This window comes from Xanthomonas protegens (assembly GCF_038442435.1).
In the GTDB taxonomy this organism is placed as follows: Bacteria; Pseudomonadota; Gammaproteobacteria; order Xanthomonadales; family Xanthomonadaceae; genus Xanthomonas_A; species Xanthomonas_A sontii.
Genome location: NZ_JAQJCQ010000006.1, coordinates 17,616 through 39,219 on the forward strand (window position 1 = coordinate 17,616; position 21,604 = coordinate 39,219).

Annotated in this window: 15 protein-coding genes and 2 pseudogenes; 6 read left to right on the forward strand and 11 right to left on the reverse strand. The window is 69.6% G+C overall.

Annotated features, from left to right (window positions below):
* The first annotated feature begins 71 nt into the window (after positions 1–71).
* Together PIQ37_RS08620 and PIQ37_RS08625 are read left to right on the forward strand one after the other, a co-directional pair.
* Entirely contained in the window at positions 72–305 is a 234-nt protein-coding gene (locus PIQ37_RS08620; protein WP_010342266.1) for a hypothetical protein, read from the forward strand.
* 71 nt (positions 306–376) lie between these two features.
* Positions 377–1,408, forward strand: a complete 1,032-nt coding sequence (locus tag PIQ37_RS08625; protein WP_342073154.1) for an SDR family oxidoreductase — start codon at positions 377–379, stop codon at positions 1,406–1,408.
* Positions 1,409–1,885: 477 nt separating this feature from the next.
* Here the strand turns inward: PIQ37_RS08625 and ligD are convergent, their stop codons facing one another.
* From ligD to PIQ37_RS08640, 3 genes are all read right to left on the reverse strand, one after another.
* Positions 1,886–4,540 (reverse strand): DNA ligase D, encoded by a 2,655-nt coding sequence (gene ligD, locus PIQ37_RS08630; protein WP_342073155.1) that lies wholly within the window; start codon positions 4,538–4,540, stop codon positions 1,886–1,888.
* Between the two features lie 19 nt (positions 4,541–4,559).
* On the reverse strand, positions 4,560–4,736 hold the full coding sequence (locus PIQ37_RS08635; protein ID WP_048491671.1) for a DUF3606 domain-containing protein: 177 nt from the start codon (positions 4,734–4,736) through the stop codon (positions 4,560–4,562).
* 189 nt (positions 4,737–4,925) lie between these two features.
* Positions 4,926–7,316 (reverse strand): TonB-dependent receptor, encoded by a 2,391-nt coding sequence (locus PIQ37_RS08640; RefSeq protein ID WP_342073156.1) that lies wholly within the window; start codon positions 7,314–7,316, stop codon positions 4,926–4,928.
* A 620-nt stretch (positions 7,317–7,936) separates the two neighbouring features.
* Here PIQ37_RS08640 and PIQ37_RS08645 point away from each other — a divergent pair.
* Both PIQ37_RS08645 and PIQ37_RS08650 read left to right on the forward strand, forming a co-directional pair.
* Positions 7,937–8,323, forward strand: coding sequence for a BlaI/MecI/CopY family transcriptional regulator (locus PIQ37_RS08645; protein ID WP_342073157.1), 387 nt, complete (start codon positions 7,937–7,939; stop codon positions 8,321–8,323).
* A gap of 3 nt (positions 8,324–8,326) precedes the next feature.
* A pseudogene (locus PIQ37_RS08650) lies at positions 8,327–9,568 on the forward strand (M56 family metallopeptidase); the annotation flags it as partial.
* 840 nt (positions 9,569–10,408) lie between these two features.
* Here the strand turns inward: PIQ37_RS08650 and PIQ37_RS20660 are convergent.
* From PIQ37_RS20660 to PIQ37_RS08670, 4 genes and pseudogenes are all read right to left on the reverse strand, one after another.
* Entirely contained in the window at positions 10,409–11,773 is a 1,365-nt protein-coding gene (locus PIQ37_RS20660; protein WP_407136542.1) for a ribonuclease H-like domain-containing protein, read from the reverse strand.
* Positions 11,749–14,031, reverse strand: a pseudogene (locus PIQ37_RS08660) (DEAD/DEAH box helicase); the annotation flags it as partial. The pseudogene PIQ37_RS08660 and the gene PIQ37_RS20660, both read right to left, overlap by 25 nt.
* 207 nt (positions 14,032–14,238) lie before the next feature.
* A complete protein-coding gene (locus PIQ37_RS08665) occupies positions 14,239–15,099 on the reverse strand; it encodes a DUF6973 domain-containing protein (protein ID WP_342073159.1) in 861 nt (286 codons plus the stop codon).
* A gap of 2 nt (positions 15,100–15,101) precedes the next feature.
* Positions 15,102–15,506, reverse strand: a complete 405-nt coding sequence (locus tag PIQ37_RS08670) for a hypothetical protein (protein WP_342073160.1) — start codon at positions 15,504–15,506, stop codon at positions 15,102–15,104.
* Positions 15,507–15,694: 188 nt separating this feature from the next.
* Here PIQ37_RS08670 and trhA point away from each other — a divergent pair, with 188 nt between their 5' ends.
* Both trhA and PIQ37_RS08680 read left to right on the forward strand, forming a co-directional pair.
* Complete coding sequence (gene trhA, locus PIQ37_RS08675) at positions 15,695–16,357, forward strand: PAQR family membrane homeostasis protein TrhA (RefSeq protein WP_407136544.1); 663 nt, start codon at positions 15,695–15,697, stop codon at positions 16,355–16,357.
* 64 nt (positions 16,358–16,421) lie between these two features.
* Positions 16,422–16,937, forward strand: coding sequence for a hypothetical protein (locus tag PIQ37_RS08680; RefSeq protein WP_342073287.1), 516 nt, complete (start codon positions 16,422–16,424; stop codon positions 16,935–16,937).
* A 37-nt stretch (positions 16,938–16,974) separates the two neighbouring features.
* Here PIQ37_RS08680 and PIQ37_RS08685 read toward each other — a convergent pair whose 3' ends face one another.
* The 4 genes from PIQ37_RS08685 to PIQ37_RS08700 form a co-directional block, all read right to left on the reverse strand.
* Positions 16,975–17,883, reverse strand: coding sequence for a hypothetical protein (locus PIQ37_RS08685; RefSeq protein WP_342073162.1), 909 nt, complete (start codon positions 17,881–17,883; stop codon positions 16,975–16,977).
* 68 nt (positions 17,884–17,951) lie between these two features.
* The gene (locus tag PIQ37_RS08690) at positions 17,952–19,649 is read right to left on the reverse strand and encodes a peptidoglycan-binding protein (RefSeq protein ID WP_342073163.1); all 1,698 of its coding nucleotides are present in this window, start codon (positions 19,647–19,649) and stop codon (positions 17,952–17,954) included.
* A 51-nt stretch (positions 19,650–19,700) separates the two neighbouring features.
* Positions 19,701–20,870 (reverse strand): XAC2610-related protein, encoded by a 1,170-nt coding sequence (locus PIQ37_RS08695; protein ID WP_342073164.1) that lies wholly within the window; start codon positions 20,868–20,870, stop codon positions 19,701–19,703.
* A 117-nt stretch (positions 20,871–20,987) separates the two neighbouring features.
* Positions 20,988–21,551, reverse strand: coding sequence for a lysozyme inhibitor LprI family protein (locus tag PIQ37_RS08700; protein ID WP_342073165.1), 564 nt, complete (start codon positions 21,549–21,551; stop codon positions 20,988–20,990).
* Positions 21,552–21,604: the final 53 nt, after the last annotated feature.

Here is a 21,604-nt window from a genome sequence, read left to right on the forward strand (position 1 = left end):
GCCGGTGGTTTCACCGGTCGTGGCCGCCGGCGGGGCCAGACTCGGGATTCCCCCAGCAACCGGAGCCGATCATGGCCACCTGCGATGTCTGCGGAAACGACTACGACCAGGCCTTCACCCTGACCCAGGGCGCACGCAGCGGCACCTTCGATTCGTTCGAGTGCGCGATCCACGCCTTCGCCCCGCGCTGCAGCCATTGCGAGTGCCGCATCGTCGGCCACGGCGTGCAGGCCGGCGAGCGCATGTTCTGCTGCGCGCACTGCGCCCAGCACGCCGGCGTCAGCGGTCTCGCCGACCGCGCCTGAGCGGCGCCCCTTTTTTCCTCTCGAGGAGGGCTGCGCGACTGCGTCCTTCTCCCGCATCCGGAGTATTGCCGATGGCCTCCCGCAAGCGTCCTGCCGCCACCAAGTCCGCCCCGTCCAAGCGCAGCAGAGCCTCGTCGTCCAGCGCCAAGACTGCGCAGCAGCAACGCGCGCTGCAGCGCGCGGTCGATGCCGCCGACGCCAAGCCCAAGTCCAAGCGCGCCAAGCCGGGCGACGCCGGTCAGGCCGGGCCGCGCAAGCAGCCGCAGCGCATGCCCAGGCAGCACCTGGCCAAGCCGGGCAACGAGCACGAGCTGGCGCTGCAGCCGCGCTTCGAGGCGCCGGAGTATGTGGGCAGCGGCAAACTGCGCGGCATGAGCGCGATCGTGACCGGTGCCGACTCGGGCATCGGTCGCGCGGTAGCGGTGCTGTTCGCGCGCGAGGGCGCGGATGTGGCGGTGCTGTACCTGGACGAACACGAGGATGCGCAGGTCACCCGCCAGCACGTGGAGAACGAAGGCCGCCGCTGCATCACCATCGCCGGCGACGTGAAGGATCCGGCGTTCTGCGAGGACGCGGTGGCGCAGACCGTGCGCGCCTTCGGCGGGCTCGACGTGCTGGTCAACAACGCCGCCTTCCAGTTGCACTGCGATGCGCTGGAGGACCTGAGCGAGGAGCACCTGCAGGAGACCTTGCAGACCAACATCGCCGGCTATTTCCACATGGCGCGCGCGGCGTTGCCGCACCTCAAGCGCGGCTCGGCGATCGTCAACAGTGGCTCGGAGACCGGGTTGTTCGGCAGCAAGTCGCTGCTGGATTATTCGGCGACCAAGGGCGCGATCCATGCCTTCACCATGGCCCTGGCCAGCCAATTGCAACCGCGCGGCATCCGCGTCAACGCGGTCGCGCCGGGGCCGGTGTGGACGCCGCTCAATCCCGCCGACAAGCCGGCGGAGGACGTGGCGGAATTCGGCAAGCAGAACCCGATGGGACGCCCGGCGCAGCCGGAGGAACTGTCGCCGGCGTACGTGTTCCTGGCTTCGCCGATCACCGCCAGCTACATCAATGGCGCGATCCTGCCGGTGATGGGTGGGCCGACGGGCTAGTGGGTGCGTGGGTTGGCGGGTGAGTTGGCTAGCGGTCGGACCCTCACCCCAACCCCTCTCCCGGCGGGAGAGGGGCTTTGATTCCCTTCTCCCCCCGGGAGAAGGCGCCCCGCAGGGGCGGATGAGGGTGCGGGTCGCTCGTGTTCGATCACAGCGAGTCGCTTCGCGCCGGACCCTCACCCCAACCCCTCTCCCGCAGGGAGAGGGGCTTTGATTCCCTTCTCCCCTCGGGAGAAGGTGCCCCGCAGGGGCGGATGAGGGTACGCGTCGCTCGTGGTCAATGTCGGCGAGTCGCTTCGCGCCGACCCTCACCCCAACCCCTCTCCCGGCGGGAGAGGGCTTTGATTCCCTTCTCCCCCCGGGAGAAGGTGCCCCGCAGGGGCGGATGAGGGTGCGGTCGCTCGTGTTCGATCACAGCGAGTCGCTTCGCGCCGGACCCTCACCCCAACTCCTCTCCCGCAGGGAGAGGGGCTTTGCTCACTCCGCTTCGGCCCAGCGCGCCAGGTTCTGCTTCAAGGCATCGATGCCGGCCCACGGATCCTTGCGTCGCCGTTTCAGCTTGGCGGGGACGTCGCGCAGCTTGAAGGCGTCGGCGCGGTGCAGTTTGGACAGGTCGCTCCAGGCCAGCGGCATCGCCACCGGCGCGCCGGCGCGGGCGCGCAGCGAGTACGAGGCCACGGCGGTGGCGCCGCGACCGTTGCGCAGGTAGTCGACGAAGATGCGCTGGTTGCGCAGGCGCTTGCTGGCGGTGGCGAGGAAGCGGTCCGGTTGCGACTGCGCCAGTGCGTCGGCGAAGCCGTGGGCGAAGCGCTTGGTCAGGTCCCAGTCGCAACCCGGGGCCAGCGGCACCACCACGTGCAGGCCCTTGCCGCCGGACACGCGCAGGAACGACTCCAGTTCCAGTTGCGCGAGCAGCTTGCGGATGTCGGTGGCCGCGCGCTTGACCTCGGCGAAGGGCACGTCCGGGCCTGGATCCAGGTCGAACACCACGCGGTCGGCCACGTCCGGGCACTGTGCCTTGGCGCCCCAGGGATGGAATTCCAGGGCGTTGAACTGCACCAGTTCGAGCAGCCCGGCCGCGTCCTCGACCACCAGATATTCGGCCTGGGTGCCGCTCTCTTCCTTTAGCTTTACCGACGACACCAGCTCGAGCCCGGCGGTGTGGTGTTTCTGGAAGAAACAGGCGCGCTCGGCGCCGGCCGGGCAGCGGATGATCGACAGCGGGCGGCCGGCGATCTCCGGCAGCAGGTGGTCCATCACCGCGCTGTAGTAGTCCCAGACCTCGCGCTTGGTCGCGCCGATGTCGGGGAAGACCACGCGGCCGGGGCTGGACAGCGTCGGCGGCGTGCGCGTGCTGTCGGCGCTCGCGACACCTCGCTTGCGTCGCGTGGCAGGGCCTGGCTTCGTGTCGGCCGTTTTCGCACCCTTCGCCGCTTTCGTCGTCTTCACCGTCTTGGTCGCTTTGGCCGTCTTGTCCGTCTTGGCTTTCCTGGCAGGCGGCGTTGCGCGCGCGGCTGCTGCACGCGGTGCCGGCGTGTCGCGATCGCCCAGGTCGGCGATGTCCTTGTCGGGCCGCACCGCCTTCAACGAGGCCTGGCGCAGCAACTGCTGCCCGCCGATGCCGCGGTAGAACACTTCCACCACGAAACGCGGTGCGAACCAGCGCGCGCTGCGAAGATCGGTGTCGGTAGTGGGCACGTGCACGCTGGGCGTGGTGCTGCCGGCCTTGCCGATCAACGTAGTCAGCTCGCGCAGCAAGGCGTCGGAGAAACCGGAGCCCACGCGCCCGACATACAGCCAGCCGTGCTCGGGATCCGGCCGCGCCAACAGCAGCGAACCGAAGCCGCTGCGGCTGCCCTTGGGCGCGGTGTAGCCGACCACCGCGAACTCGTCCGAGCGCAATTGCTTGGTCTTGCGCCAGTCGTCGCTGCGGCCGCCGTGGTAGCCGCGGTCGGCGCGCTTGGAGACGATGCCTTCGAAGTGCTGCGCGCCGGCGAGCTGGAACGCGGCGTTGCCATCGCCGTCGATGTGCGAGCTGAAGGCCAGGTGCGCATCGGCGCCCTGCAGCAGCCGCTGCAGCAGCGCCTTGCGCTCGGACAGCGGCACGGCGGCGATGTCGATGCCGTCCAGGTGCAGCAGGTCGAACAAGGCCAGCGCGAGTTTGCCCTGGCGTTCGCCGGACAGCACCGCCTGCAGCAGGTTGAAGTCCTCCTTGGTCCCCTTGCCGGCGATCAGTTCGCCGTCCAGCGCCCCCGAGCGCAGGCCCAGCGCGGCGATGGCATCGCGGATCTCGGGAATCCTGTCGGTCCACTCGATCGCGTTGCGCGACCACAGCCGCACCACGCCGCCGGCGACGGTGGCCAGGATCCGGTAGCCGTCCCACTTGATCTCGTGGATCCAATGCGCGCCCTGCGGCGGCGCGTCGCCGAGCCGGGCCAGTTGTGCGGTGAACGGCCCGTCCGGCGCCGCGGCCGGCACCGCGCCCGGCAGCGCCTGGGCCAGCTTGGCCCAGTTGGTGCGGCGGCCCTTGCGTGCCGGTGCGGCGACGACCGTCGCCTTGCGTTTGTCGGGTTTGCCGGCGCCGGCACGCTTGATGTCCTGCGCGGGCGCCGCGGTGACATCGGCCAGCAGGTCGTCCGCTTCCAGGTCGCTGGCGAAGGCGTCGTCCTCCTTGAACAGCAGCCACTGCGGCTGCCGCGCCGGCTTGCCCGAGCGCACCAGGTGCCAGCCACCCTTGAGCTTGTCGCCGAACAGTTCGAAGCGCAGATGGCCCTTGGCCAGCTGCGCCTCCGGATCGTCCCCGCTGCTCCACACGCCGTGATCGAACTGGGCCACATGCCCACCGCCATACTCGCCTTGCGGGATCTCGCCCTCGAAGGTGGCGTAGTCCAGCGGATGGTCTTCCACTTCCACCGCCATGCGCTTGACCTTGGGGTCGTAGCTCGGCCCTTTCGGCACCGCCCAGCTCTTCAGCGCATCGCCGACCTGCAGGCGGAAATCGTAGTGGCGGCGGCTGGCGTGGTGTAGCTGGACGACGAAGATCGGCCGCCGTCCTGCCGGCACCGGCTTGCCCGGTTCCGGCTCACGGGTCTTGTCGAAGCGGCGCTTGCGGCGGTAGTCGGCGAGGCTCATGGCGCGGGCCCGGCCCGCGTCACTTGCGCAGGTGCGCGCGGACCGCCGCGGCGCTGCTGCCCACCGCCTGCACCGCCGCGCGCAACTCGTCGGCGGAAACGCCCAATGCCTGCGTCCAGTAGCGCACTTCGTAGTCTTCGTGGAGGTTGATGCGGTCGCGATCGGGCGAACCGGTGTTGCGGGTGTCGTCGCTCATGCCGATGTCCTGTCCTTAAGCCGCTGCGGTCGTGGGGCGCGCCGCAGTGCGGCGGCGAGGGCCGACGGACGCGGCATGCGTCGGCGGACCGGTGCGGAAACTTCTAGTCGTGCCGCCGTGGCACCGCTGTGAACGCCGTGTCTGCCCCATGCATGCGCACCCGTCGGGGCGGGCGCGCATGCCGCCCGCTCAGAACGCCAGCGAGGTACTGAACAACAGTTGCCGCGGCGCGCTGCGCTGCAGCGTCTGGTAGTCGCCGGCAAAGGCCGAGCCGGCGATGTTGGCGGTACCGATGTTGTGACGATCGAGCAGGTTGCTCACGTCCAGACGCAGCTCCAGGCCCGGTAGCCGGCTGTCCGCGCCCAGCGTGTAGGCCGTGTACGCATTGACCTGCCAGAATGCCGGCACGCGCAGGTCGTTCTCGTAGGTGAAAGGCTGATGCAGGTATTCGGTGCTGGTGGCGCCGAGCCGCCAGTGGCGCACATGCGCCGACAGGTCGCTGACCAGCGACAGTTGCGGATAGCCTGGCTGCGCCTTGCCCTGGATTGGATAGACGCTGCCATCGACGACGACGTCGCGGTCGTAGACCGAGCGCGCCAGCGCCACGCCCTGGTAGAACTGCACATGCGGGGTCAGGTCGACGGTCACGCCCAGGTCGGCACCGAACGTATGCATCCTCGGCATTACCTGCACGGTGTTGACCTGCGCGAACTGGGTGCCGACCGCGGCCGACAGCAGGCGGTTGCGGATGTCGCCGTAGAACACGTCGGCGGTGACGGTGGCGCGGTCGAAGCGATGGGTGCCGCCGACGGTGAGGTTCCAGTCCTGTTCCGGGCGCAGGCGGCGGGTGAGGCGGTCGAAGGTCGCCTGGTCGGGCACGGTCCAGGCCGAGGCGGTGTAGCCGATGTTGCCGCGCTGGGCGACGCGGAAGCCGTTCATGGCGCTTCCCAGGTCGATGAAGCCATCAGTCTGCGCGGTTGGGCTCCAGAACAGCGACAGGTGCGGCAGGAACGCGCTCCTGGCACGCAGCGTGCCGGATGCCGGCCGGTCCGGCGCATCGCCGACACCGCCGCCGCTGGTGCGGAAATCCACCGCCTTGGCGCCCACGCCCAGCACCAGCGTGTCGCTCAGCGCGATGTCGTCGTGCAGGTAGGCCTGGCGCGCGCGGGTGGTCCACTGCGAAAGGTTGTCGGTCTTGAACGCCGGGCCGTACACGTCCCACGGCCCTGTGGTGCGCAGCGGCTGGCCTTGCCCCAGCAGCGGCTCGGTGTACCAGGACGTCGCCGCGTCGGCGCTGCCGTGCTCCTGCCAGACGCCGGCGCTGAGCGTATGCCGGCCATGCACATAGGTCAGGCTGAGCAGGCCGCCGGTACGCCGCAGGTGCGGCGCCTGCACCTGCTCGGAGAACGGCGCACCGTCGGGCGAGGGCGTGGTCGGATCGCTCAGCGTGGCATGGGTGCGGCTGCGCGCGCTGTAGAGCTGCACGTGTCCGCTGAGCGCGTCGGAGATGTGGAAGTCGTGCGCGAGCGAGGCGATGCGGTCGTCGGTGACCTGGCCGGTGTCGTACGGCAGCAGCCCGGCCAGCGCGCCGCAGCGGTAGGCGCCGCAGGAGGCGGCGGCGTTCTGCGGCAGGGCGATGGCATAGGCCCTGGCGTAGTCGGGATAGAGACTGTCGGCGCGCCAGCCGAGCTTGCCGAGCATGTCGAAGGACAGGTTGTTGTAGCCCCACATCGCCGCGTGGCTGGCGGACAGGAACACGGTGAACGTGCCCCAGGCCACGTCCTGCGTCGCCTTCAGGTCGCCGCGCAGGAAGCGCTGGGTGCCGCCGCCCTGGTACTTGTCAGCGCCCAGCCGCTGCAGGTCGACCTGCACTTTCGGGCCGTTGTCGCCGAGTTGCCCGCTCTGCGCCGAGACCGTGGTGACCCGGGTCGCGTTGCTGCCCATACCTTGCTTGATGCGCAGGCCGGGCGTCTCCTTCGGCTCGCCCAGGCGGTACTCCAGCGCGCCGCCGTTGGCGCTGCTGGAGAACACGCTCACCGGTGCCGCGCCGGGGCTGACCGTGATGGTGCCGATGGCGTCCGGCACGCCGACGTTGACCACGCTGGTGCCGGTCAGCGACAGGAAACCGCTGTCGTTCAACGGCACGCCTTCGAAGGTGACGCCCATTTCGTTCATGCGGAAGCCGCGCACGAACAGGCTGGTGGCGGACACGTCCAGGCCCAGGCCATCGGTGGCGGTGTAGCTGGCGCCGGGCACGGTCTTCAGCCGCGCCAGGCCGTTGCTGCCGGCGATGTCGGCGTCCATGTCGCCGGCATTGATGACGTAGCGGTTCGGGCCCACCACCTGGGTGGGCGCCACCGCGGCCGCATGCGACGAGGCCACTACGTCCAGTGCGGACAACGTGGTTGGGGTGGTGTCCGCATTGTTGCTCGCAGCCTCGTCCGCGGCGTGCGCCGTGGAGGCGGCGAGGCAGGCGACCAGCGCCGCAGACAACAACGACGGCGCGCACGCGTGCCTGAGGCGATGCGGTGCAGAGATCGGCAGGGCGGCGGCGCGGAGACGGGAGGAGGTGGCGTGCATGGTCGGATCCGCGTGGAGTGGGAAGCGGTGGCGCACGCGCGCACCCAGCGCAGGGCGGCCTCTTCGCGGCGACGTCCGGCTGGCTGTGCGTTTGCGATGGAAGAGCGCCGGCGGTGCGGCGCGGACCCGGGAAGGTGGCGCGCGGCAGGTGCGGCGCCCCGCTCCGGATCGATGGAGGCGAACGGCGCAGCTGCGGCAGCGCGCTTCCCGCGGTGAATAAAGCGGCGTGAAGCGATGCAGGGAATTCTTGCATCGCATGTGCACTTGCACCATTGCGCGTTGGTACAGCGCTGCCTGCTGCGCGTATGCGATGCGATACCTGGGTATAGAGCGCTGGTGCCGCTGCGCGAACGAGGCTGGATCAGCGTCGACGTCTAAGGCGAGTGCATGCACGGTGGCGGAGGCGCCGACCTCATGCTGCTGCACGCGTGCGCGAGACCTGGGGGCCGAATGCTCAGGTCCGATGCGGCTTCCACCGGCAGGCGCCGGGTGCGACTGGCCTCGTGGAGCGGCGCCATCGCCAGGCTTGTAGACGCCTGCCGCCCATGACCTGCGACCTATTGACGACAATTGTCGTCACAGGTAGCTTTGCCGACACGTGTAGTCATCGGAGTGGGCGGATGCGCCGCAAATCGATCGGGGACCAGGAACTGGCCCTGCTGCAGTACATCGCCGAACACGGCGATGCCAGCGTCGGCGAGGTCGCCGCCGGGTTCGGCGAGGCGCGCGGGCTCGCGCGCTCGACCGTGCTGACCATGATGGAGCGCCTGCGCGCCAAGGCCTATCTGCGTCGCCGCCAGGTGCATGGCGTGTACCGCTATGCCGCCACCAGCGGCCAGGACGACGTGGTGCGCAGCGCGGTCGGCAGCTTCGTCGAGAAGACCCTGCAGGGCTCGGTGTCGCCGTTCGTGGCGTGGATGTCGCAGCGCGCCGAGGTCAGCGACACGGAACTGGCCGAACTGGAGGCCCTGGTGGCCAAACTGCAATCGCAACGGCGGGAGGACTGAGCCATGCACAGCCTGGTGGGGACGGACATGTTCGAGAGCCTGCTGTCGCGGCTGCTGGCGACCAGCGTGCAGACGCTGGTGCTGGTCGGGCTGATCTGGGCGCTGTGCCGCTGGCTGCCGACCCTGCCGGCGGCGACGCGTTGCCGGCTGTGGTGGCTGGTCGCCGCGCAGAGCGTGCTGGGCCTGCTCTGGGCCGGGGCGGTGCAGTTGCCGGTGCTGCCGGCCGCGCCGGCGCCGGTCGTTGTAGCACCGGCGGCCGTCGCCACGGTGCCGGCGGCGCCGGCAGGCGCTGCGACGCCGCGCGTGTCCGCTGCGGTGCCCGCGCAGATCAACGTCAACGCCACCGCTGCCACCGCGGCGATCGCCGCACCCCCGGCCACGACATCCCTGGCCGCCTTGCCGTGGGCGCAGGCGCTGCTGGCGCTGTGGCTGGCCGGCGTGCTGGTCTGCGCCGCGCACAGCGTGCTGGCCTACCGTCGCAGCCGCCAGCGTGCGCGTGAGGCGGCGCCGTGCACCGACACCGCCCTGCTCGGTGCGCTGCGCCTGGCGGCCGAGGCCCACGGCCTGCGCCAGCCGCCGCAGCTGCGGCTGTGCGCGCACACCGATTCGCCGCAACTGATCGGGCCGTGGCAGCCGGTGCTGCTGCTGCCGGCGCGGCGCATGGACAGCCTGCGCGCCGACGATCTGGACATGGCGCTGACCCACGAACTGGTGCACCTGCAGCGCCGCGACCTGTGGTGGGGGCTGCTGCCGGCGGTGGCGCAGCACCTGTTCTTCTTCCATCCGCTGGTGCACCTGGCCAACCGCGAGTACGCCCTGGCCCGCGAGGCGGCCTGCGATGCGGCCGTGGTCGCCGGCCACCGCCATTGCCGTCACGACTACGCGCGGCTGCTGGTGCAGCTGGGTGTGGCACCGCGGCCCAGCGCCGGCCTGGCCAGCGCTTCGCCGACCTTCCTGAGCCTGAAACGGAGATTGCTGATGCTGCAGACCACGTCCGCTTTTCCGCGCCTGGGCGCGGCCCTGATCCTGACCGCGGTGACCGTGCTCGGCGTGGCGCCGCTGCGCCTGGTGGCCCAGCCCGGTCATGCCGTCGCGCCTGCCAGCACGTCGGGTTCCGCCCGCGCAGCGGTGCCGACCGCCGCCGAGGCCGATGCCGCAGCCGAGGCGGCCGATGCGGCTGCCGAAGCAGCCGAGGCCGCTGCCGATGCGGCCGCCGAAGCCGCGGAGAAGGCGGCCGACGCCGCCGATGCTGCCGACACGGACAACGACACGGCCATGGATGACGGCGCCGCCGCCCGTGCTGCCAACGTGCCCGGTGCGCCGTTGCCGCCGCGGGCGGCGACCTCGGCGAGGTCGGCTACCGCTGCCACTTCTGCGACGACGTCGCGTCGCGCGGTGCCGCCGGTCGCGCCGTTGCCGCCACCCGCGCCGCCGACACCGGCGGTCCCGGCGCCGCCACCGGCCATCGGCTCGCGGATCAGCACGCATTCGGTGCAGAAGACCCGCAACGGCCAACTCGAACAGTCGTATGTCCGGGTCAAGGGCAACCATTCGACGATGAGCGGCAGCAGCGACGAGCTCGCCAGCATGAAGCGCGAGACCCAGGGCGATGGCCTGTGGTTCCGCCGCGGCGGCAAGCGCTATGTGGTGCACGATCCTGCGCTGCTGGCCCGCTTCGATGCCCTGTTCGAGCCGATCGGCAAGCTGGGCGTGCAGCAGGGCGAGCTCGGCAAGCTGCAGGGTGCCCTGGGCCGCGAACAGGGGGAGTTGGGCCGCGAACAAGGCAAGTTGGCGCAGGAAGCCGCGGCGCATGCACTGGACCGCATCCACATGGACGCCGTCGCCGCCAAGGCGCAGGCGCGTGCCCAGGCGGCGGTTGCGCAGCGCCAGGACGCGCTGTCGGCGAAGATGCGCGCGCTCGGCGAACAGCAGGCCGCGCTGGGCCGTCAGCAGGGCGAACTGGGTGCGCGTCAGGGCGAATTGAGTGCGCAGATCGATCGCGAGGTCGACCGCCTGTTCGATGCCGCCATCGCCGCCGGCAGTGCGCAGCGGCTGGAGTGATGTCGCCGACGGCGTGCGCAGCGCCTACGCCGATGCGGCAGCCGCCAGCGCGCGCTCTTCGGCTTCGGCGGCGACCAGGCGCTGCAGCAGCAGCGCCAGCGTGACCACGTCCTGGTGGTTGTGCGCGGCGACGCGGCGCAGGTTGCGCGCGTTGCCGCCGCGCAGGTAGCTCAGCCACGCCGCCGGCGCTTCCGAGCCCGGCAGGTCGTCCTCGCGGACCACGCGCAGCAATTGCCGCTCGATGGTGGCGAGCTTGCAGTTCTCCCAGGTGCCGCGGTAGCGGCGGCGGGTGGGATGCAGCAGGTCCACGTGGTCCAGCGCCGACAGCGGATCGGCGCAACGCGCCAGCCGATAGCGGGTCTTCAACAGCGGCGCGTCGTAGCAGCGGCCGTTGTAGCTGGACAGCACCGTGCCCGGCCGCAGCCAGGCGCGGAATGCCTCCAGCATCGCCTTCTCCGCGCCCATCGTGGCCATCAGCAACTGGCGGATGCGCAGGCCCGGGCCGTCGGCCGGATGCACGCTCCAGTCGGCTGCGCCGATCATGAAGGCGCGGGTGCCGGTGCCGCCGGCCAGGCCGGTGGTTTCGGTGTCGAAGAACAGCAGGTCGGTGGGTTCCACCACATCCTCGCGGCGGGCGAAGGCCAGCGACAGCGCGCCGGAGGGGATCGGCTGCGGCAGGAACGCCTCGATCAGGTGCAGCCCGGGTGCGATTTCCACACCGGGCAGGTGCCGGTCCGGTGCCGCGGCCGGTTTGCGTGCGGGCGCAGCCGCGGTGGGCGCGACGGCTCGCTCGCGCAGGCCGAGCAGGCGCCGCAGCGCGGATACGTCGGTGCCGCCGCGGTCGAACGGGGCGATGGCGATGGGTGGCGCCACGGCGGTGTCGGTGCCGCCACCGCGTGCGGGAGCAGGGGGCGTGCGTGCGGCCGCCGTTGCCGTTGCGCGCGATGCGTCGTCGTCGCGCATCGCTGCCGGCGCCTGTCGTGGCGCGTGCGGGGCCGCCGCTGCTGCAGTGCCTGCACGTGACGCGGGAGCCGGGTCGGCCGTGGTGCGGCCGCCGGAGGACGCCGGCGCGCGCTCGGCGCTGGCGTCGCCAGCCTGCCGGCGCAGCGCGCGCAGGCGTTCGAGGCTGATGCTCATGCGCTCCACTCCGGCAGCGCGTCGGCATCGGCATCGATGGCGATCGTGGTCGCGCCGTGCGCTTCCAGCGCCGTGTCGTCCTCGCCGTCGAGCAGCAAGCGCAGCACGCGCAGCGCCAGCGCCCGGGGCGTGGTCGCGCTTTCCTCCTGCGCCGCCAGCACCGGGCCGACGCAGGCCGGGCAGCCGGCCACGCAGTCGCAGCCCTGCACCAGTTCGCGCGCGCGCTGCACCAGTTCGGCCTGGCGCCGCCACAACGGCTCGCTGAGGCCGACGCCGCCGGGGAAGTTGTCGTACAGGTACACGGTGGGCACGAACTGCTGCAGTTCGATGCTGGCCGGCTCGCCGCTGTCGCCGCCGCGCAACTGGCCGCGGCCCTTGGCGTCGGCCACCGCGAACCAGGCGCCGTCGCCGTCGCCCACCGCCTGCTGCAGGTCGCGCGCATCGGCCATCACCGCCACCGTGGCCACTACGTGCAGCGCGTAGGCCGCGCCCAGGAAACCATCCAGCGCGTCCTGCTTGCTGCCGAACGCCTTGAGCAGGGTCGCCTGCGGCAACTGCCACCACACCGCGGTGGTGTGCAGCTCCTGGTCGGGCAGGTTGACCGGGCCGTAGCCGATGTTCTCGTGGGTGTAGTAGCGGATCTTCTTGTAGCCGGCCACGCGCCGCACCACGTGCACCTCGCCATGGTGCGCGTCGCCGCGGCCCGCCGCGCCGCCGTCGAAGCGGTCCAGCACCTTGAGCTTGGTGAAGTCGATGCTGTCGGTGTAGTAGTCCACGTGGGTGCGGGTGACGTAGGCCTTGCGGCCTTCCCAGTCCAGCTTTTCCACCTGGTAGGGCGTGCTCTGCACCATGTGGATGGCGCCTTCGTACAGGGTCAGCGCGGCGGCGGAATAGTCCACCTCGGCGATGATCTGCTGCTTGCCGTCGGTCTTGTCCACCACCACGAAGTTGCCGTCGGCCACCGAGCGCAGGCTCACCGCATTGGCCGGATAGCTGTCGGCGATCCACTCCCAGCGGTCGCCTTCCTGGTGCACCACCTCGCTCTCGGCCAGCGCCTCCAGGAACACCGCCGGGTCCACCGGCCCGAACGCCTCGCCGGCGACGAAGGTCAGCTCGAACGCGGCGCAGCGGATGTGGTCGAACAGGATCAGCGGCTGGTCCGGGGCGATGCGTGCGTGCTCGGGCGAGGCGTCGGCGAAGAAGTCCGGGTGCCGCACCACGTACTGGTCCAGCGGCTGCGAACTGGCCACCAGCACGCCCAGCGCCGGCTGCTGGCGGCGCCCGGCGCGGCCGAAGCGCTGCCAGGTGGCGGCGACGCTGCCGGGGTAGCCGTTGAGCACCACCACGTCCAGCGCGCCGATGTCCACGCCCAGCTCCAGTGCCGAGGTGGAGACGATGCCGTCGATGCTGCCGGCGCGCATCGCCCGCTCGGCCTCGCGACGCTCGCTGGGCAGGTAGCCGCCGCGGTAGGCGCGGATGCGCGGCGGCTTGCGCGGGTCGTGGTCGAAGATGTCCTTCAGGTACTTGGTCAGCACCTCCACCATCAGCCGGGTCTGCGCGAACACCAGGGTCTTGAGCCCGGACTTGATCGCGATGCGCGCGATGCGGTTGCTCTGCGAGCGCGCCGAGGCGCGCAGGCCCAGGTCGGCGTTGACCACCGGCGGATTCCACAGCAGCACATGCTTGTCGCCGCTGGGCGCGCCGGAGTCGGTGATCGTATGCACGCGCTGTTCGATCAAGGCCTCGGCGTGCGCGCGTGGGTTGCCGATGGTCGCCGAGCACAGGATGAACTGCGGCGTGACGCCATAGAACGCGCAGATGCGCTTGAGCCGGCGCAGCACGTTGGCGACGTGGCTGCCGAACACGCCGCGGTAGGTGTGGATCTCGTCGATCACCACGTAGCGCAGGTTCTCAAAGAACTGCGCCCACTTGGTGTGATGCGGCAGGATCGCCTGGTGCAGCATGTCCGGGTTGCTGACCACGATGTCGCCGTGCAGGCGGATCGCCTGGCGCGCATCGCCCGGGGTGTCGCCGTCGAAGGTGAAGGCCTTCACCCCGAGGTCGCCGGCGCGGTTGAGGTCCAGCAGCTCGGCCACCTGGTCCTGCGCCAGCGCCTTGGTCGGGAACAGGTACAGCGCCTTGGCCTGCGCGGTCATCGCCGCGGCCACCACCGGCAGTGTGTAGCACAGCGACTTGCCCGAGGCGGTGGGGGTGACGATGGCCACGTGCTCGCCGCGCTGCGCCGCGTCCCAGGCCTCGGCCTGGTGGCTGTACAACTGCGCGATGCCGCGTTCGCGCAATGCCGCGGCCAGCGCCGGCGGCACGTCGTCCGGGATCGGCGCGTAGCGGCCGGCCTGGCCGGGGATGGTGAAGCTGCCGGTGATGCGGTCGTGGTAGCGGCGCTCCAGCCGCGCGCTGAGCAGGGCGCCATCGCGCGAGGGCATCCCGTCGGTGGTGGACAGGGCGCGCTCGGCGTCCTCGGTGCGCGGGGCTAGGGCGTGGGCGGGCATCGGCACGGCTCTCAAAGCGGAACAGGGAAGCGAAATCGCGTCTCAGGGTATGAGACCGGGCGCGCAGAGGCGAGGCGGGCAGGCTGAGCGGATTCAGGCTGGGTGATTGCGCGGAGGCAGCCCGCCTACCGACAGGTGCAGGCGGCTACGCTGCGGATAAAGAGTGGCGCCACTTTAGTGCGCCTTTGGAATGCGGCGAAGGGCGCGTCAGTAGGCGCGCGCTTGTCCCTGGCTTGGCTGCTGCGCCTGCTCGTATGTTTGAACGGCATGTTGCTGCTCCGCCTGGTAGGCGCTTTCGCGGATTGGCGGTGCTGCAGCATGCGCATCCAGCTGGGTCCGGAATCCGGGCGTTCGCCCGGCGATGAATATCTGTTGATCCTGCAGCGTCACGGCTCCCAGCTGGTCGACACGTTCAATCCCGGCGCTCTTCGCGGCGACCAGTGCCTGTGCCACCTTGGCGTCGGACACGCTCTCTGGCAGCCGATCGCGCAACGCGTCGAAATAAGCCTTGTCGGGGTGATTCTGGGGAAAGCGTTCCTGGGCCTGATCCTGGAGCTTGGTCACATCGCGATTGATTCGGTCGACTGCATCGTGGTCGACCAGTTCCCGCTGCGGGTCTCCTGCCGGCAATTTCAGGCGCGGGTCTTCGGGATAGAGCTGCTTCAGGCGCGCGTCGTTCAGGCCGGTCACGAGTTCGCCGTTCTTCAGGGCGGCGTAGGTTTCCCGGGCGAGTTGATCGGCGCCGGAGGTCCTGTCGCCGATACGGCGCCCAGCCTCGTTGTTCCACAGATCCATGCGGTGCTCTGCGGGATCGTTCGGGTGGGCCGGGCCGATTTCGGCGTCGTTGCCGAACCTGCGCGCAATCCACTGTTGCCCCAAGGCGATCTGAGTGACGCGCCCGCTGGTGTAGGCGTGCCGGAACGCATCCAGCGCGTCGTTATGACCTTGCGGCTGAATGCTGCCATCGGCGCGACGTGCCAGATGCACGCCGCTGAGTTGCTCGTAGTGCCGATACGCTTCCTGTTCGATCTCGCGCTTGGCGCCCTTGGGGTCGGTGATGTCGACCATGTTCAGCCCTCCGCTGGCTTGAGGAACTCCACTGGCCCCGCGTAGCCAGGATATTTCTTGCGGATGAGGATGCGTTCTCCCGGCTTCACGCATATGTCCTCCAGCGATTGTGGGACGTGCGCTTCGTCGACGAAGAACTGCTCATAGGGGAGCGAAAGCGTCTGTTCGCCGGCGTCCTGCTTGAATGTCAGGCGCAGGCTGTCATCGCGCGCGAAGCACAACGACGCCCACGGGAAGTCGGTCAGCTGGCTGGCAGTCACGACGACGTTGTCGCGACCGCCGAGCAGGGCTTCCACGCGCTGCGCGAACTGGGCTTGGGAAATATGAGGATCGGTCATGGTGCATCCTGCAAGCAAGGCGAACGGGAGAAAATGCAGGAAAGACGGCCGTCGTGGCGGCACGGTCATCGGCGTGGCTCCTTCCATTGGTTCCGCGGAATTTATATCGCAGGAAGTGAACGCTTTCACCGTCGGCAGCCTGCCGCCCCGACGGAGATCGCTTCAACCTGTGATGGGCGACACCCCTGCGTCCGGGGCCCATCGACAGGTATCCTGTCGTCCCCCTCGGCAACGGCGGCTCCTGTCGTCTACTTTCCTTGCCCGTGTCCGCTCCCCCGCTTCCCCCGCACTACCGCACCGCCGCCGCGCGCCACGCCGATTTGCTCGTGCATGCCGCCGGCCTGCTGCTGGCCGTGGTCGGCGGCGCGCTGCTGGTCTGGCGCGCCCATGCCAACGATGCGCTGATCGTGGCCACCAGCATCTACGCGCTGGGGCTGCTGACCATGTTCGCCTGCTCGGCGGCGTACAACTTCGCCCCGCCGCAGCGCCAGCCGGTGCTGCGCAAGCTCGACCACGCCGGCATCTTCGTGATGATCGCCGGCTCCTACACGCCGTTCTTCGTGCTGGCGCTGTCCGGCGCCTGGGTCTGGTCGATGACCCTGGCGGTGTGGGGCGTGGCGCTGTTCGGGGTGTTCGCCAAGCTGTTCCTGCCCGGCATCGCCAAGGGCTTCTGGGTGGCGATCTATTTGCTGCTGGGCTGGGCGGGCATGGCGGCGGTCAAGCCGATCGTGGCCGGGCTGGATACGGCGGTGCTGTGGCTGATCGCCGCCGGCGGGGCGATCTACACGGTGGGCGTGGCGTTCTACGTGCGCAAGTCGATGCTCTACAACCGCGCGATCTGGCATGCGCACGTGCTGGGCGGCGCGCTGGCGCACTGGTGCGCGATCTGGCTGTGCCTGCGCCCGCTGTCGGCGACGTGAACGGCGGCGCCGTTGCGCTAGAGATGACCGTGCCGCGTCCGTAAGCTCGGGCGCCATGGACAGCATGGACACCGCGGATCCGATCGGCCGGCGCCTGCGCACGGTGCTGGCGATCGCGTTGCTGGCGGCGTGCGCGCAGGCACAGGCGCAACAGACGGCGCCTGCCGAGCAGGCGCCTGCACCGCCGCCGCCCTCGGCTGCCGCGCCGCGCGCTCCCGATGCCGCCGCGCAGCCCGACATCCAGACCCTGGGCGAAGTGCGCGCGCTGCCGCCGGACGAGGGCGAGCCGCTGGATCTGTACCGCTTCAAGAATCCGGTGTCGCCGCCGCCCAACCGCTTCGACAAGGACTGGCGTCCGCCGCCCTCGGTGGAACAGGTCAGCCAGAGCGGCGGCTACATCGCGCTCGGTGTCTACTACCTGGCCGGCAAGGCGGCCAAGGGCCTGCACGCGCTGACCGGCGGCCCCGACCAGGTCCAGGCGGCCGTCGCGCGGCCGCCTCCACAGCTGAGCGAGGCCGAACTGCAACGCGCCATGAAGGTGTGCGCGGAACAGGGCGGGGGCTGCGCAGCGGGGCAGTGAGCGCGCCGCCGCGCAAGCATCGCCTGGCTCGGCGACCTCAGCCGCAGGCCCAGTCCAATCGCAGGCCCTGGATGTCCAGTTGCGCGATGCCGCCGCCGAAGTTGTAGCCGCCGAAGGCCTCGTCGAACTCGATGTAGTACGGGCTGAAGTCGGGGATGCCCTGTATCGGGCGCATGGTGCCGCCGAGGTGGTTGATGGCGTGGCCGGCCGCCCAGTCGTGTTCGCGGTATTGCTCGCGGCTGACCACGCCGTCCTGCCAGTAGTAGAACGGCTGATAGCCGCCGGGATCGGGCGCGCCGCCGAACGTCTCGCGCGGCGGCACCCCGGCATTGGGATCGTGCTCGCGCCGGCGCAGGCGCAGCGGACGATGCAGGGCGAAACGGTCCGGCGCCTGCGGCAGCGGCGCGCTGCGTGCGTTCCACGCCTCGCAGACTGTCGCGCTTCCGACCTGCAGCCATTCCGGCGGCGGCGTCTGCTGCAGCAACGGGCTGTCCACCAGCGGCGGCGGCCGGCATGGTGCGCCGTCCACTTCTTCCTGGCGCAGCAGGATCAGCGCGTAGGCGCAGTCCAGCACGTCCTGCATGCGCTGCAGTCGCGGGTGGGCCTGCAGCGCGCGTTCGCGGAACGGTTGCAGCGCCGGGTCGTCCAGCGCCTGCGCGGGCGTGGCGATCGCGGCGTGCATCCCGTCCACTGTTCCGGCCGGGCCGCCGTCGTTATGGTCCGGCGCGGTGGCGAAGAACGACACCGCGACGATGTCCGGGCCGTGCACGCGGTAGTCCGGTGGCAGCCGCAGGGTGAAGCCGTGCTGCATCGGATAGCCGCTCCACGGATCCAGCGGCCATTGCGCCGCGGCGATGCCCGGCGGCAGGCCGAAGCACCAGCCGTCGCTGTCGGGAACGGGCGCGCCGTCGTGCCAGTCGCCGGGTTCGATGTCGTAGGCGTGCATCGGAACGTTCTCCAAGGTGTCGTGAGACTGCAGGGGCCAACGTCGCGACGCCATCGGCGGGTGACGTGTCAGCCCATGCCTTTGCCTTGTGCCTGACGCACCTGCGCGTCGCGCTGTTGCTCGCCGCCCAACTCGGCCTGCAAGCTGGCCTGGCGTTGCTGTTCCGATTGCGCCAGGGCACCGAAGGACACTTCCACTGGTGTCTTGATCGCCTGGTCGGTCGGCATGTGCGCGCGCAAGCTGGCGGGGTTGCGTGGATCGCCTTCGACGACGAAGACGTACTGCCCTGGTTCTGCCTGACGACCGCGTTCGCTGAGCAGCACATGATCGACCCGGGTGAGGCCGCTGCGCGTGGCGAGCTCGGTCAGGCTGGCCTTCATGCATGCGCTCGCCGTGTCGGACGCGCGGCCCAGTTGCCGGTCCAGTGCGTCCACACCGTTGGAGCAGTCCTGATACAGCGAACTGCGCATGGCACCAGGCGCTGCCGACGTCGGTGCCTGGCCCTGTCGGCGATCTGGCGATGGTTCTTGCGCTGCAGGTGCGGGTTGGGCGGGTTGGCCTGGTGCCTGCTGGCGGGTCTGGTACTCGGCCCTGGTATACGGCGGCGGTTGCGGAGGCCAATTTTCAGGACGGTCGAATTCCGTGGTCGGCGCTAGATGCTGGCTCACCGCGAACGCATTCAACTGTCGCCGCGTCTCCGTATCGGCGCGTCCGGTCTCCTGTAGCCCATTGGCCTTCTGGAACGCACGGACGCCGGTTTCGATGTGCTCGTCGTAAAGGCGGTCGCCGCTCCAGTTCGGAGGCGCATTCTGGATGTAGCCCAGGCCCTGCAACTGCCGGCGCAGCTCATAGACGGGTTCACCCTTCTCGCCTCGGCGGAGTTCCCCGTCCTTCAATGGCCCGTACAGGTCCGTCATGGTCTGGCGCTTGAATTGCGGCTGCGCCTGCAAGGTATCGGCGCGCAGTTCGGCCAGCATGGCCGCATCGACGCGGCCGGTTGGCTCTGCGACACCTTTGCTGCGCTGGTATTGTTTGACTGCATGCTCGGTGCCAGCACCAAAGTCGCCATCGGGGGAGATTGCCTTGCCTTTGCTATCGGTCATTCCAAGCGCGGCCAGATACTGCTGTGCTTCGAACACGGTTTGATTCGCGTCGCCCTTGCCGACGGATGCCGGCGCATTGGATGCAGCCGGCGCTTGCGCGGGCGCCACGCCTTCGCGTTGGACGCGCTCTACCAGCGCCGGTACCGAAGCTTCCCACGTGCGCGCATAGCCGGCGATGGTTTGCACGCTTGCCGCATCACGAGGATTGATGATGGCGCGTGCGCCGGCATAATCCTGCTTGTCGGCGTTGATATGGGCGGCCAGGTTCTGCCCCGGCACGAAGTCGCCATCGCGCATGCCGGCGACGAGAATCTTCGTCGCAATGGCGGGTTCTGCGGCCCGGCCTGGCGATTGCACGAGTTCGCGGCCTAGCCCGGCCTTCTCGCCGAGCTTTTCGTACAACTCGACATGGGTGAGGTGCGCATAGCCGCGGCCGTAATAGGCTTCGCCACCGTGATAGGACAGCGTCACGGCCTGCTTTCGCCCCCAGTCCTCTTCAGGTGCCTGGAAGTCTCTGGATTCGTGCTGTGCGGTTGCCAGCACATATGCAATCTGCCGGGTGTCGGTGACACCGTGATCCAGGCAGCTGCGGACGATCAGGTCGACCGATTGTTCGCGTGTCAGCCCGAATCCTGCGTTCTGCTTGCCGTATCCGTCGCTCATGGGAAGTCCTTGTCTCTCTGGGGCGTGCGAGGGCTGCGCCGTACTGGCTGGCTACTCGCAGAAATCGAGGGTTTTGCTGGAATGCCGCGTCGGTGTCGTTCCACGCAGTGCAAGCGTCACCAGGGTGCGTTTGCATTGTCCTTCTTCCGACCACAGGTGCAGGGTCGTGCCGCTGATGCCGGAGAGTGTGAGGCCGCGTGTCGCCTGCGCGAGCTTCTCGCTCTTCACAAAGCGCTTGGCCGTTGGATCGAATAGATAATAGGTATAGGCGGGCGCGCCGAAGCGGCCGGAAAAGTCGGTCCACAACAGCAGATCGTCGTAGCCGTCGCCATTGATGTCCGAGACGATCACGGTATAACGCAGGCCCTCGCTCTCTTCGCCCTGTTTGGCGAGGGGGCCGCGGTAGGCGGCGACATAGTCCTGTTGATCCGCTGACTTGTTCAAGAAGACCAGCGACGGGACGGGGATGGACTGTCGCCCCGCCGGATGCTGCACCGCGACCGTCGCGGGCGCGCAGCGCAGAAGTAGCCCGCCGGTGTCGCGACAATGCGCGTCTGCGACCTGCAGGCTTAGGTTTCCCAGGGCAAACACGACCTGTCCCGCCGCATCCGGCAGCCCAGTCGCAGTGAACACTTTCGCCACCGAGCTTGTATCGGGCGACGGCGTCATCGGCTTGGCGGCACTGATCGACGCGACGAACTGCGGATCGTTCAGTTGGTGCAGTCGGCTGATCGTCGTGGCCAGTCTGCATTGCTTGGCATCCAGGCGCATCGCCGGGCTTGCCTGCTCTGGCAGCTTGCAACGGCCCTGGTAGATCTGCGCGATCCACTGGCGCTGCGCACCTTGCAACGACGCACGCTCCTTTGCGGAAGGCAGGGCCGCCATTCGGGCGCGATAAACCCGGTTCAACTCACTGTCCTGATAACCGAACTCCTCGTCGACACAGCGTTCCCGCGCGTCCTGCTGTGTCGCCTTGGAGAGGCACTGTGAGTATGTCGGACGCAGCGCGTCGCTTCGCATCGCCAGCAAGTCCGCACCCGATGGCAGGGGAGGCGCCGCCGCGACCGCCGTACTCAGCACGAAGGCGGGCAATGCGACAAGGCAGAGTGTGGCCAACCGGTTTGCGACGGCCCAGCGACGCGCCGATGGATCGCGCCCGCGCGGCAGTTGTGCCAGCGCGCTCCGCTTACGAAGATGGTCCCGCTGTTCCATGCCCGTCATATCGGCCTCCGTGCAATGCGTTGAAAAAAGACCCTTGGCAGTGTCCTGGCTGCCTGGACGATCGTCGGAGCAGCATGCTCTGCCGCGTATCGTCCGACAACTTACCTGTCGCTACCCTCAACGCCCGCCGCGCGTATAGCCTTCCAGTTCGTCGGCGCGGGAGCTGATCCGGCGCAGGGTGGCTTCGGCGCTTTGCAGGCCCGCCTCCTGGCCGCGTGCGCCGAGCGCCCGGTCCAGGTTGGCGGCCTGTTCGTTGGACTGCTGCCAGGTGTACTGCGCGTCCATCAGGCGGGAACGGTCGGTACCGCTGATGCGGTAGCGCAGCTTGTCGTAGGCGCGGTCCAGGCGTTCCTGCTGCACGCGCTGTTCGCGCTGGATGCAGCGCCGGCTCTCGTCCAGGCCCTGCGCCTGCTTGCGGCAGTCGTGGTAGGTGGCGGACAGGCCATCGCTGGGGGTACCAGCCTCTGCGCCCGGGCCGGCCGGCGGCATCTGCTGCAGTTGCTGCTGCATCTGCTGGATCTGTTGGGACTGCTGCTGCAGCAGGCGCTGCTGTTGCTGCAGTTGCGCGTCGCGCGGGTCGGTCTGCTGCGCGGCGGCGCTGCCGCACACGCCGGCGACCATCGCGGCGATCAGCCAGGCGCGCAGCCGGCGCTGGCGCTGGGTTCCCTGGTGCTGGTGCATCGTCCTTCTCCTTCGATCGGCAGCCGATCCTGCCGCGCGCCGCATCGCCGGTG